Origin of the sequence: Streptomyces sp. P9-2, assembly GCF_051903975.1 — a bacterium.
Taxonomy (GTDB): Bacteria; Actinomycetota; Actinomycetes; order Streptomycetales; family Streptomycetaceae; genus Streptomyces; species Streptomyces cellulosae.
Window position 1 is genome coordinate 6,510,416 of record NZ_CP192633.1, and the last position, 12,486, is coordinate 6,522,901.

Genomic DNA, 12,486 nt, shown 5'->3' on the forward strand with positions numbered 1-12,486 from the left:
TCGGGCCCCTCACATCTCCCGGGGCACGCGAATGTCCAGCACGCACACGTCGTCGCGCCGTTCGTCCACCAGCATCACGTCCAGGAGGGTGCCCAGGGAGCCGGGGGTGTCCTCGGGGTGGGCCGCCGCCGCGTCGGCGAGGCGGGCGAGGCCGGCGTCGATGTTCTCCGGGGCTCGTTCGACCAGGCCGTCGGTGTAGAGGAGCAGCCGGTCGCCCGGTTCGAGGCGGTGCTCGGCCTCCTCGAAGTACGGGGCCGAGGTCGCGCCCAGCAGGATGCCCCCGGGCCGGCGCAGATACGTCGCCTCGCCGTCCCGCAGCATCAGCGGCGGCGGGTGGCCGGCCTGCGCCCACACCAGCCGGCGGTCGGCCGCGTGGTAGCGGGCTATGACCATCGTCGCGGTGCCGTGCGCGTCCCGGGAGTGCAGCAGCAGCGAGTTCAGCCGGGACAGCGCGCCCGTGAGCGACGAGCCGGTGCTGACCATGCCCTTCGCGGTGAAGCGCAGCTGCGCCATCGTGGCGACCGCGTCCACGCCGTGACCGGCCACGTCCCCGATGACGAAGAGGGCGTCCCCGTCGGGCAGCTCGATCGCGGAGAACCAGTCCCCGCCCACATGGATGCCGGCCTGCGCGGGCAGGTACGCGACCTCCGCGCGCAGCCCGGACAGGTCGATCACCTTGTCGGGCAGCGGCAGCAGCGCGTTCTGCAGCCGGGCCACCAGGACCCGTTCCGACTGGAGCACGTCGTGCTGGGTGAGGATCGCCCGCTCGCTCTCCACCAGCGCCAGTTCCGCCCGCCGCCGCGCGGTCAGGTCCTGCACCGCCCCGTGCACCTCGAACGGAGTGCCGTGGGAGTCCGCCACCACCTCGGCGACCAGCCGCAGGTGCCGTACGCCCCGCCCGCCGCGGATCCGGAACGGCGCGTCGATCGGGTGGCCCTCGTCCAGCAGTGCCTCGACGGCGGCCCGCAGCGTGGGCCGGTCCTCGGGCAGGGCGAGCTCCGGGAGGCCGTCGAGCCGGACCGGGCCGTCCGCCGGGTCACGGTCGAGGATCGCGAACACCTGCGCCGACCAGGACGCCTCGTCCCGCGACAGGTTCCAGTTGGCCCAGCCGATGTTGCCCAGCCGCTGCAGCTCCGCCAGCCGCTGCTCCTGCCGGTCCGAGGAGGCGTGCCGCAGCCAGGCGACGACCAGCGCGTCCTCCAGACGGGTCACCCGCACCGAGTACGTGGCCAGCTCCAGGGCGCCGTCCACGGTCTCCTGGTGGGCGAACGGCTCGCTCTCGTACGGCCCGCCGCCCGCCAGGGTGTCCAGGCAGCCCCGCCACACCGGCAGGTCCGTGAGGTCGGGCCGCACCTCCCGCAGCCGCCGCCCGGTCGGGTCGCCGGAGGAACCGCCGAGGAGGTCGGCCGCCTGGCCGGTGGCCGCGTCGACGCGGAAGTCCTCCACGTCACCGGAGGACGACGTGACGGGCGTCAGCAGCATCGCCGGGACCGGCAGCGCCGCGAACAGCGACTGGACCGCGTCCGCCTCGGCGCCCTGCAGCGGGACTGTCGAGGAGGTGAAACTGCGCAGACGTCCCGCGCACAGCCGGACGACGCCCCGCAGATGCGCGCGGTCGCGCTCGGTGAAGGCGCCAGGGCGTCCGCGCAGCACGCCTATGCACACGTCGGAGCCGTCCGCGGCGCGCAGAGGAAGCCAGACCCGGGACTGCCACCGCTCGGGCGGCTCACCGATCAGCAGGTAGCGCGTGCTGTCGCGGGGGAAGTTCTCCAGCCAGCAGGGCTCACCGGCGCGCAGGGCGTCCACCACGGCCATCCCCCTGAACGGGGGGACCTGACGCCAGCGGTGGGCCAGTCCGTCGTCGATGCCGGCGTGCCCGGCGAGCTCCAGACCGCCGCCGGGCCGGCGCACGTAGATCATCACCGACTCGGCGTCCAGCTCCGGGGCGAGGTGGTCCAGCAGGCACTGGGCGAGGGCCTGGTGCGTGTCCACATGGACCAGGGCGCGGCCGAGGCGGCTCAGTGCGTCGGCGATGTCGTCGGGCGCGGCGAAGGGTGTCGGGGCGTCGCCGGCGGACGGGGTGGCCGCCGCGGCCCCGGTGTCCGTCCGCGGACGGGGTGCGGCCGCTTCGTCGTGCGGACGGGCCGGCGTCAGCTCGCCCAGGGTGACCCAGCACTCCTCCAGGAGAGTGCGGCGGGCGGCCTTGGCCCGCTGGTGCAGGATCTCCTCGGCGGCGTCCGCGCCACAGCCGGCAAGAGCCATCACGACGCCCTTGGCGCGCTCCACGACGACGGTCGTGGCGGCCTGCTCACGCAGCCGGTCCATCTCGGCGCGCTGCTGGGCGACGACCCTCGCCAGCTCGACCACGTCCGGGACGCTGCCGGACTCGGCCGGGGCAAAGCGATCGCTCTTCACTCGTCGAGCATTGCACACCTGCGCGTATTCGTTGACCGGCTTGTGACCTCGTATCGCCGGTCGGGGACGTGTGGGGGCGGTCAGTACCGGGCCGGCAGACGCGGGACGGGGACGGCGCGGGCCGGGCTGGGCTGGCCGGGTCCGTACGCAGGGTGGACGGAGCCTGAGCGGTCCGTGCGGCGTGCGCCCGAGACCGGCGCGGGACGCTGGGCCTTGGTGCGCGGGGCAGTGTGGCCCGCGGGGCCGTGGTGCCCACGTACGGGAGCAGGCTGCCGGGGCCGGGACGCGCGGCCCTGGCGGCTACGCGGATTCCGGTACGCGGTGACGGAAGCCACGAGGACGGGCGGGGCGTCGAACCGGATGCGCGGCCGGGAGCGGGACGCGGATGCCGGGTCGCGGTATGTGGTGACGGAAGACGCGAGGACGGGCGGGGCGTCGAACCGGATGCGCGGCTGGGAGCGGGAACGCGGGTGCCGGGTCGCGGTATGTGGTGACGGAAGACGCGAGGACGGGCGGGGCGTCGAACCGGATGCGCGGCCGGGAGCGGGACGCGGATGCCGGGTCGCGGTAGGCGGTGACGGAAGTCACGAGGACGGGCGGAGCGCCGAACCCCGTGCGCGGCCGGGAGCGGGAACGCGGGTGCGGGAGCGGGGACGCCCGGCCGTGTGCGCGGGTACGGGAGCGCGTCCCCCCCGCTCACGCCGCGCGAACGCGCCTCAGCGTCCGCTCTCGCCCAGCGCCTGTGTGACCGCTCGCACGCTCCTCGCGATGTGCTGCAGCTGCATCAGCTCGGCCGCGTACAGCTTGATCGTGTGCTCGATGGCGCCCTCGTGCAGGCCGAGGCGGGGGAGGTCCGCGCGAGCGGTCTGCAGGGCGGTGCGCGCCACGCGTATCTCGTGCTCGACCTGGATCTGGGCGTGCCGGGCCAGCAGCACGGGGTGCCGGACGAACGCCGGGTAGCTCGCGTAGCGCGCCGGGACCAGCTCGCGCAGCCACTTGGCGGCCGAGCGTTCCCAGTCGTAGCTCCCGGGGGTCTTCACCTGGCAGGGCCAGTCGGGTCCGAGGCGCGTGGACGTCGTCACAGGCATGATCTTCGCTTCCGGGTGTACGGCGTCGCCTGCACGGGCGACGAGGTGGGGCGGTCCCGGTCTAGGGGATGACCGGGACCGCCACGGGTGGCCGGGCAGGGGAAGCCCGGCCGAACACCCTGGCCGCCGGAGCGGGTGGAGACCGACGGCCCCGGGTGTTCGTGCGGGTGCCCGGAAGGAACCTGTGCGGGTGGCCGTGGCGACACGTGGGTGCGGCGGATGGCGGGCCCTCGGCCTTCCGGGCGGGCGGGTGCGGTGATCGGAGCGCGGTCCGGAGCGGCCGGGCCCGCGATCCGTGAGCAGTATTTATATATGCCGTCTGCTTGGCAAGGCGCATGAAAACATTCATGCCTTATTCAAAGTGCGCGATGCCCTGGTGAACCGGGCGGTAACCAGCGCGCGGGACTCAGTCCCGGAGAAAGAAGTGGTGCTCGTCCGCCACCTGCTCGTAGTCCTCGAGCCGGGCCTGCGTACGCTCGGGATCCGCGTCCGTCATCGCCTGGAGCAGCGCCGCGCACATCACGCCGGGCGCCGCGTAGGAGTCGAAGACCAGGCGGGAGCCGGTGCCGGTGGCGAAGGTGACGTCCGCCTCGTCCACCAGCGGCCCCAGCGCCAGGTCGGTGATCAGCGCGACCTTCAACCCGGCGCTGCGCGCCACCCGCACCGCCGTCAGCGTCTCCTGGGCGTGCCGAGGCATGGAAAACGCCAGCACCCACGTCCCGCCTGCTTCCCGCGACTGCAGCAGCGCGTCGTACGCCACGCTGCCGCCGAGCGTCACCAGGCGCACGTCCGGGTGGATACGGCGGGCGGCGTACGCGAAGTACTCGGCCAGCGACACGGAGATGCGCAGGCCCAGCACGGTGAGCGGGGTGGAGGCGGACAGGGCGCGGCCCACCTCGATGACACGGTCGGTGTCGGCGAGGTCGCGGCGCAGGTTCTCCAGGTTCTCGATCTCGGCGTCGACCGCCGCCTGCAGTTCGTTGCCCCCGTGCTCCTCGTCGGGACCGGCGCCGCCGCCGGACCGGGTGCCGAGGGTGATCGACTGGAGCTTCTCCCGCAGCGCCGGGTAGCCGCTGAAACCGACCGCCGACGCGAACCGGGTCACCGAGGGCTGGCTCACCCCGACCCGGTCCGCGAGATCGGTGATCGACAGGAACGCCGCCTCGGTGATGTGCTCGATCAAGTACTGCGCGATGCGCCGCTGGCCGGGGGAGAGCCGGGGCCGGTCGAAGAGGGCGCGGAGCTGGGCCGTGGGCGACAGCTCCGTCTCCGGACCCGCCTTGGCCGAGGTGATCGCGGATGCCTGTGCGCGTGCCTGCTGCGGCGATGGCACCGGTGCGCCTCCCTTGTCTCCCACGAGGGTTCAACATAGCCCAACCCCTCGCTCGACCAGCGCGGTCACCGACGGTTACCGGCCACGGGACGCGACCGCCGGCGGCCGGCACGTCGCCCTCCGTCCGGCGCTCGGAAAGCGCCGGAAAAGCGCGGGGACGGCACCCGGACGCCGTCCGCAAAGCCCGCGGCGTAGATCGCCCGAGCCTCACGGGGGATATCCCCGCCCGCTCAGGGAACCCGGCGACTCAGCGCTGCAGAGCGACACCGTGACATCACGCCACGGCCGCGCAGCGACATCGCAACCCCCTGCAAGACACCCCTGCAAGACGAGGAGCACCGCGGACATGACCGTCCCCGAGGAGAACCGGCCGAAGACGCACGACACCGACGAGACCCTCGAGCCGCGGCGCGAGGGTGACGCGCAGGCGCAGGGCGGCACGGGCCGGACCATGCGCGAGGCGCTGGAGGAGGCCGAGATCAAGCCCGACGACTTCGAGGAGCGGTAGGGGCTGCCGTTCGGATCACGCCGCGCGGGACGGGAACCCTCGGGTCCCCGGGCCGCGCGGCCCGGTCCGAACGTCATGCCCCCGCCGCACCACCCGCTCAACCACCCCCCACCCACCCCCCGTCCCGACGCGACCGAGTTTCGGCAGGTGACAGCATGAGCGCACTCAGCGCGCTGGAAACGGCACTGGAGAACCGATGGGAGGCCCTGTGGGCGCGGATGTCCGGCCGTGATCCGCTCGAACTCGTCGACGCCCTGCGGCGCGAGTGTGACAGCAACGCGGTCGTGTGCCGCGCGGGCCGGGTGATGGTGCCCAACGCCTACGACGTCGAGCTGTCCGCCCCCGTGCACGAGGAGCTGACCCGGCGCGGCGACAGCGTGGGCCAGGTGCTCACCGACCGGCTGGCCCGGCACGCCGCCCGCAACGGCTACGAGTGGGCGGGCCCGCTCACCGTGCACGTCCGCCGCTCCGCCGAGGTGCCCAACGGCCGCTACCGCGTGGCCAGTACGGTCATGCGGCACGTGAGCGCGGTCGGCTTCCGCCGCGCCGCCCAGCCGGCCGACGGCTGAGCCACCCCCCGCACCACCCGGCACGCCGCACTGCCGTGCCCGCACCACCCGACGACGCCCCACACTGACACCGGCGCACCCCGGTGTGCGTCACCGTCCCGTTTCCGCCAAGGGCGGTGCCTGCGCGGCCAGTTGCTCCAACGCCGCACCGGTCAGCCGGCACACCGTCCACTCCTCCAGCAGCTCCGCGCCCAGGGACTTGTAGAAGGCGATCGCCGGTTGGTTCCAGTCCAGCACGACCCACTCGAACCGCTCGAAGCCGTGCTTCCGGCAGATCGCCGCCAGCGCGGCGAGCAGCGCCTTGCCGTGCCCGGCGCCCCGGGTGTGGGGGCGGACGTACAGGTCCTCGAGGTGCATGCCGCGCGTGCCGGTCCAGGTCGAGAAGCGCGGGAACCACAGCGCGAAGCCCACTAGGTCACCGGTCGCGTCGTCCTCGGCGACGAGGACGGACGCGGCAGGGTGCTCGCCGAACAGCGCGGCGCGCAACTGGTCCTGGGTGGCACGGGCCTGTTCGGCGGCCTTCTCGTACGCGGCGAGTTCGCGGATCATCGCGTGGATCTCGGGGAGGTCGTGCTCGGTGGCTGCTCTGATCATGGACGAGAGCCTGCTGTGCGGGACGCCTCCGCGTCCAACCGGTTACGCCTCCCGGACCCGGACCCGGCCGTCAGGTCAGCTCCTCCGCCGGCACCACCAGGTCCGCGCGGTCGCGGGTCGCCGCCACCAGGGCCGCGTTGCGCTCGTCGGAGCGTTCCACCCAGGCGACCGCCTCCTCGTGCGACTTGCCGAACCGTTCGTGGCGGGCGATCAGCCGCCGCACCCGCCGTTCCTCGTCCGCCGCGCAGAACCACACCTCGTCCAGCAGCGGGCGCACCCGCGTCCACGCCCCCGTGTCGAGCAGCAGGTAGTTGCCCTCCGTGACGACGAGGCGCGCGTCCGGGTCCACCGGGATCGCCCCGGCCAGCGGCTGCTCCAGCTCGCGCTCGAAGGCGGGGGCGTACACCACCTCGTCCGCCTCGGTCCCGTCCCGCAGCCGGCGCAGCAGCGCCGCGTACCCGGCCGAGTCGAAGGTGTCGGGGGCGCCCTTGCGGTCCCGGCGGCCCAGCCGCTCCAGCTCCGCGTCGGCCAGGTGGAACCCGTCCATGGGGACGTACGCCACCCAGCGCTCGCCCGTGCCGTTCAGCTCGCGGACCAGGCGTTGCGCGAGCGTGGACTTGCCCGCGCCGGGGCTCCCGGCGATGCCGAGGATCGCGCGCCGCCCGTCCCGGGGGAGGGCGCGGGCGCGGCGGAGGAGGTCGTCGAAGGTCAGCGCCACACAGCAGAGTGTGTCACCCGGGAAGCCGTACTCCGCCACCCGTGCGGCCCCCGCGCCACCCGCCGCCCCGCCGCACGGGGAACCGTGACGGTATGACGGATCTCGGTCTGCCCGAACACATCGAGGCGTGCCTCTTCGACCTCGACGGCGTCGTGACGAACACGGCGGTGGTGCACGCCGCCGCGTGGAAGGAGATGTTCGACGCCTTCCTGCGCGAGCGGGACCGCGAGGGCTACGCACCCTTCACCGCCGCCGACTACGACGCGTACGTGGACGGCAGGCCGCGCGCCGACGGGGTGCGCACCTTCCTCGCCTCCCGGGGCATCGAGCTGCCCGAGGGCGGCCCCGACGACCCGCCGTCCGCCGTCACGGTGCACGGGCTGGGCAACCGCAAGAACGAGCTGCTGCTCGCGAAGATCCGCAGCGACGGTGTGGAGCCCTACGACAGCACCCTGCGCTACCTTCGCGCCGTCCGCGCCCGCGGCCTGCGCACCGCGATCGTCTCCTCCAGCGCCAACTGCCGTGACGTGCTGCGCTCCATCGACGCCGAGGACCTCTTCGACGTACGGGTCGACGGGGTGGTCGCCGCCGAGCGGGGCCTGCCGGGCAAGCCCGCGCCCGACACCTTCCTCGCCGCCGCCCGCGAGCTGGGCGTGGAGCCCGCGCGGGCCGCGGTGTTCGAGGACGCGCTGGCCGGCATGGACGCCGGGCGGGCCGGCGAGTTCGGCCACGTCGTCGGCGTGGACCGCGTCGGACAGGCCGACGCCCTGTACGCGCACGGCGCCGACCGGGTCGTCAGCGATCTGTCCGAGCTCTGGGACGCGTGACAGGCGGCGGCGTCCCCGACCGGGCGGCCACCGCTGGCTTTCCGTCACCACGGCGAGGAGCCGACCACCCACGCGAGAGGGCCGGTCTCCCTGAGGCGGTCGCCTGAACAGCCCTCACCCCGCCGCCCTCACCCGCACTGACAGTGCGTTCAGATGATTTTCGGCCGTGTATCGCCGGTGCGGCCGACCGGTCCGGGTTAGCTTTGGCCATGATTCCCTCATATCCGTTTTCCTCAAGACGTGGTGCCCATGGGGCCCATGGTGGGGGATGGCACTCCAGACCGGCGGCAGCGAAGGACGGACGATGACCCACGGCGCCGGCGCCCCGCCGACCGTCACCCGGCGGAGCGAGGAGCGCTCACGGCCGGACGGCCCGAAGGCAACCCAGGACGCGTGGCCGCTCGCGGTGCTCGCAGCTGTCTTCACCTTGGCCCAACTCGTCGTGACCCGACCGACCTTGGGCATGGGCTGGGACGAGATCGTCTACACCAGCCAGGTCACCACCCACCACCCGGCCGCCTTCTTCAGCGCCCCCCGCTCCCGTGGCGTCTCCCTGCTGGTCGCGCCCGTCGCGTCCTGGTCCGACTCCACCGTGCTGCTGCGGCTCTACCTCGCGCTGCTCTCCGGACTCGGCCTGTACCTCGCCCTGCGCGTCTGGCGCGGCCTGTTCCCCACCCGCGTGCTGGTCGTCGCCGGCGCCTTCTTCGCCTCCCTGTGGGTGACCCTCTTCTACGGCCCCCAGGCCATGCCCAACTACTGGGTCGCCGTCGGCGCGCTGATCGCCGTGGGGGCGTTCCTGCGGCACCGCGAGGACCCCTCGTCCACGGGCATGCTGTGGGCCGTCGTCGCGGGGGCCACGCTCATGGCCCTGATGCGGCCCACGGACGCCGTGTGGGTCACGATCCCGCTGCTCGTCCTCGCGGCGGTATGGCGGCGTCCCCGCCTCCTCGCGGCCGTCGTGGGCGGTCTGCTGGCCGGCGGGGTGCCCTGGGTGGCCGAGGCGTACGCGTCGTACGGCGGCCTCTCCGAGCGGCTCGCCGAGGCGTCCCGCATCCAGGGCAGGCTCGGCCTGTACATGGCCGTCGACGACCAGCTCCGCAGCCTCGGCGGACGCGCACTGTGCCGCCCCTGCACCGGCGAGATGCCCCATCCGGTGATCACCCTGTGGTGGTTCGTGCTGCCGGTGCTCGCCGTGCTCGGCCTGGTCGTCGCCGTACGGGCCGGCCGCGCCCTGCGCACCGCCGTGCCGCTGGCCTGCGCCGTCACCGCCGCGCTGCCGTACCTGTTCACCATCTCCTACGCGGCGCCCCGCTTCCTCCAGCCCGCCTACGCGCTGCTCGCGATCCCCGTCGCCCAGGCCCTGTGGTACCTGGTCACGGCGCCGCGCGGGCGGTGGCGGACGGTCCTGCGGACGGTGGTCGTGGTGGGCCTCGCGGGACACCTGGCGGTGCAGCTGACCGTGGCGGTGCACACCGCGAACCGCTCCGCCGCCAGCCGCGGGGACTGGGCCCGCACCGCCGGCGGACTGCACCGCCTCGGTGTCACCCCGCCCTGCCTGATCACCGGACATGAGTCCATCCCCATCGGCTACTACACGGGCTGCTCCTCCGGCGCGACCGCCGGCAACAACGAGAACATGACCGCCGAGGAGATCCGGCGCACCGCCGAACGGGTCCCGGTCGCCGAGATCACCCGCGTCGGCAGCAGGCCCAACGGCTACGCGCGCACCTGGCCCGTCCACCGCGTCGAGGACTACGACATCCGCGTCGCGCCCGCCCCGGACACACCACGGGAGTGAGATCCGCCGGTTTTTCCGCAGGCCGGGCCGCTCACGGGGTTAGAGGCCGTCTGACGGGAAACGCGGATCGGACACCGGGTCGGCACCGGCCGACGCAGCACGACAGGGAGGACGCCATGGGCTCCGAACCGATGGGGGACGACGTCTACCAGCCCACCGGGACCAACGAGCAGCAGGAGGATGGCGCCCCGCTCGACCTGCAGGACGCTCTCGACGAGCCTGACTACGACGAGATGCTCGACGAGGGCTACTCACCGCCGGAGAAGCCGGTGGGCGTCGTCAAGCACGGCGTCACGGCCGCCGAGCAGCACGACGGGGAGACCCTCGACGAACGGCTGGCCCAGGAGGTGCCGGACCCCGCCGCGGAGCCCGGCGACGGAGTGGGCGACCTGCCGGGCGGCGAGGGCGAGCCGGTCGATCCCGAGGCGGGTACCGCCCGCGCGGGACGCCTGGTCGCGCCGGACGAGGGCGTACACACCGACATCACCAAGGAGTCCGTCGCCGACGACGTCGGCATCGACGGCGGCGCGGCGGGAGCGGAGGAGGCAGCGATGCACGTCGTGGAGGACGAGACGGTGTTCCCCGACGACCGCTCCTAGGCGCTTCGATCGCAGGTACGAACGCCGTCGGGCCCGGTGCACGGTGCGTGCACCGGGCCCGACGGCGTCCCGCTGCCGAGGGAGCGGGGACCGGGCCGCGCGGCGGTCTACGGAAGGATCTTCTCCATCGCGGAGGGACCTTCCTCGGCCAGCTTCTTCCTGGCCCACTCGATGTTCTGCGGGGTGAGGTCCTTGCCGCTGGCGAGAACCAGGTCTTCCGGCGACACGTCGGTGCCGGTGCGGGTGTGGAGCAGGCTGTCCGGGGTGGCGCGGTCCTCGCTCTGCCGGGACGCGTCGGGCTGGGACGTCGACATCTTCGGGCTCCTCGGGTCCGGATCGCTGATACGGCCCGGCGCCGGGGCGCCGGTCCCGTACTCAGCCTTCACCGCGGAGGCCCGCCGTGCATCCGGAGCGCCCCGGCGCCCGCCGTCGAGCGCCCGAGGCCCCGGGTGCGGGGCCTCCCCGTGCATGCCGGAGTACCGTGCCCCGCCCCGGGGAAACCTGCTCACCCGGTAGCCGGACTCACTCGAAGGGAGTGAGCGTCAGCCGCAGCGCGGTGGGCGCCGTGTCCTGGATGTACGAGGCGAAGTCCGCCACGTCGTCGAAGGCGAAGCCGTACGCCCTGCCGTCCTCGGTGGCCGCGTGCATGGCCTTCGCGTAGTGGTTGGTCAGCTCGGTCAGGTAGAACTCCGCGGGGTCGGCGGTGGGCTGCTCGGGGTGGCTGAGCAGCGTCGAGCGGTTGAAGCCGGCGCCCAGGATCGCGGCGACAGGGCCCGTGGTGCCGTCGTTCGGCGCGGCCAGGGCGCCGTCGCAGAACAGCACGTCACGGGTGGACGGCTTGTCGAACGCGACCTGTGCCGGCCCGTCGAAGGTGAACCGGTCCCCGCGCACCCGCCCGGTGAACGTGCCGGCGTTGGTGGTGACCTTCAGGTCCCGGCCGGTGTAGGTGCTCCACACCTCGTCGATGTACGGGGCGAAGTAGTCCTCGGCGAACAGCCCGGCGTCCAGGCCGTGGCCGGGCGCGACGATCCGTGTGTCGTCGACCACCAGCCGGTCGAAGCCCTCGGCGCCCTTGACGGCGGCGAACGCGGCGGCGCGGCCCCCGGGGCGGACCGTGCCCGTGGTCTGGTCGTCGGCGCCGGTGAGCCGGATGGCCAGCGGCACGCTGAACATGTCGACCATGGTCGTGTTGCAGAACAGACCGGCCGAGTTGTACGTGAACTCCGCGCAGTCGTGCAGCACGCCGAAGTTCGGGTCCGAGGAGACCCACCCGGCCGGGTACTGCAGCGCGGCCGCGCCGTTGCCGTCCGCGACGGCCTTGAACTTCAGCTTCTCGCCGAGCGCGACGTAGATGCGGCCGGACATGTACGGCAGTGACAGCGTTGTCTCGTTGCCGGAGAGGCTGATCGCGTAGTCGGTGAAGCCGTCCTCGCCGTTGTCGGCCAGGTCGATGGGGGCGAGCGTGCCGTCGGGGGTGAGCCGGACCTGGCGGCCGTCGGCGTTGCCCACGACGTACAGGTGCACCGAGGCGTTGTCGAAGGAGCCGCTGTCGTTGACGATCGTCAGCGGCAGCGAGCCGGCCGCCTTCGTGCCGGACCCGTCCTCACCGGACTGGCCGGCGAGGGCGTGGGGGGCGATCGCCGCGGCCGCGGGCAGCGCCACGGCGGCTCCGCCGAGGGCGAAGAGCAGCTTGCGGCGGCCGAGGGTGCGCTGGTGCCGAGGAGTCATGTGGGGGGTCTCCAGAGTGCTGGTGCGTTCGGTGGGGGCACACCGGCCGACCGGTCCGGGAGCGAGTGAGAGCGCTCTCAGACCGTGCGTCGGGACCGGTACGCGGCACCGATGGTAGGGACCAGGACCGGACCTGCCAACGGGTCCGACTTGTCCCCAACACGCCCTGACCTGCGGCTACTTCAATGGATGACAAAGCGCGCACGATCGCTTAACCGGTCCTTAAGGATCGGTTAAGCCGTCCGGAGCGTACCGGACACGCACCGCACCGGCCGCACTCCGCAGGGTGTCGCACCGCGCGGGCCGGCC

The 12,486-nt window shown here is 73.4% G+C and carries 12 protein-coding genes; 5 read left to right on the forward strand and 7 right to left on the reverse strand.

Features of this window, described 5'->3' with window-relative positions; all coding sequences use genetic code 11:
- Positions 1-9: 9 nt before the first annotated feature.
- From ACQY0Z_RS29490 to ACQY0Z_RS29500, 3 genes are all read right to left on the reverse strand, one after another.
- Positions 10-2,415, reverse strand: a complete 2,406-nt coding sequence (locus ACQY0Z_RS29490; RefSeq protein WP_439813100.1) for a SpoIIE family protein phosphatase — start codon at positions 2,413-2,415, stop codon at positions 10-12.
- Positions 2,416-3,131: 716 nt separating this feature from the next.
- On the reverse strand, positions 3,132-3,503 hold the full coding sequence (locus ACQY0Z_RS29495) for a hypothetical protein (RefSeq protein WP_254586848.1): 372 nt from the start codon (positions 3,501-3,503) through the stop codon (positions 3,132-3,134).
- A 406-nt stretch (positions 3,504-3,909) separates the two neighbouring features.
- A complete protein-coding gene (locus ACQY0Z_RS29500; protein ID WP_189900176.1) occupies positions 3,910-4,836 on the reverse strand; it encodes a MurR/RpiR family transcriptional regulator in 927 nt (308 codons plus the stop codon).
- A gap of 346 nt (positions 4,837-5,182) precedes the next feature.
- On the opposite strand from ACQY0Z_RS29500, the gene ACQY0Z_RS29505 reads away from it, so the two are divergent.
- Both ACQY0Z_RS29505 and ACQY0Z_RS29510 read left to right on the forward strand, forming a co-directional pair.
- Positions 5,183-5,344 carry a hypothetical protein gene (locus tag ACQY0Z_RS29505; RefSeq protein WP_189900175.1) on the forward strand — a complete coding sequence of 54 codons (162 nt, stop codon included), beginning with the start codon at positions 5,183-5,185 and terminating at the stop codon, positions 5,342-5,344.
- A 155-nt stretch (positions 5,345-5,499) separates the two neighbouring features.
- Positions 5,500-5,913 (forward strand): DUF3662 domain-containing protein, encoded by a 414-nt coding sequence (locus ACQY0Z_RS29510; RefSeq protein WP_093769082.1) that lies wholly within the window; start codon positions 5,500-5,502, stop codon positions 5,911-5,913.
- Between the two features lie 90 nt (positions 5,914-6,003).
- On the opposite strand, the gene ACQY0Z_RS29515 is transcribed toward ACQY0Z_RS29510, so the two are convergent.
- Complete coding sequence (locus tag ACQY0Z_RS29515) at positions 6,004-6,507, reverse strand: GNAT family N-acetyltransferase (RefSeq protein WP_189900174.1); 504 nt, start codon at positions 6,505-6,507, stop codon at positions 6,004-6,006.
- Between the two features lie 70 nt (positions 6,508-6,577).
- On the reverse strand, positions 6,578-7,225 hold the full coding sequence (locus ACQY0Z_RS29520) for a nucleoside/nucleotide kinase family protein (protein ID WP_189900172.1): 648 nt from the start codon (positions 7,223-7,225) through the stop codon (positions 6,578-6,580).
- A gap of 92 nt (positions 7,226-7,317) precedes the next feature.
- Between ACQY0Z_RS29520 and ACQY0Z_RS29525 the strand changes: the two genes are divergently transcribed.
- The 3 genes from ACQY0Z_RS29525 to ACQY0Z_RS29535 all read left to right on the forward strand — a co-directional run bounded on the left by ACQY0Z_RS29525 (position 7,318) and on the right by ACQY0Z_RS29535 (position 10,449).
- Positions 7,318-8,052 (forward strand): HAD family hydrolase, encoded by a 735-nt coding sequence (locus ACQY0Z_RS29525; RefSeq protein WP_254587648.1) that lies wholly within the window; start codon positions 7,318-7,320, stop codon positions 8,050-8,052.
- 304 nt (positions 8,053-8,356) lie between these two features.
- Entirely contained in the window at positions 8,357-9,850 is a 1,494-nt protein-coding gene (locus ACQY0Z_RS29530; protein WP_189900168.1) for a hypothetical protein, read from the forward strand.
- A 116-nt stretch (positions 9,851-9,966) separates the two neighbouring features.
- A complete protein-coding gene (locus ACQY0Z_RS29535; protein WP_189900166.1) occupies positions 9,967-10,449 on the forward strand; it encodes a DUF5709 domain-containing protein in 483 nt (160 codons plus the stop codon).
- Positions 10,450-10,556: 107 nt separating this feature from the next.
- Here the strand turns inward: ACQY0Z_RS29535 and ACQY0Z_RS29540 are convergent, their stop codons facing one another.
- Together ACQY0Z_RS29540 and ACQY0Z_RS29545 are read right to left on the reverse strand one after the other, a co-directional pair.
- Positions 10,557-10,763, reverse strand: coding sequence for a hypothetical protein (locus ACQY0Z_RS29540; protein WP_189900165.1), 207 nt, complete (start codon positions 10,761-10,763; stop codon positions 10,557-10,559).
- Positions 10,764-10,971: 208 nt separating this feature from the next.
- Complete coding sequence (locus ACQY0Z_RS29545) at positions 10,972-12,177, reverse strand: glycoside hydrolase family 64 protein (RefSeq protein WP_381729002.1); 1,206 nt, start codon at positions 12,175-12,177, stop codon at positions 10,972-10,974.
- Positions 12,178-12,486 lie beyond the last annotated feature (309 nt).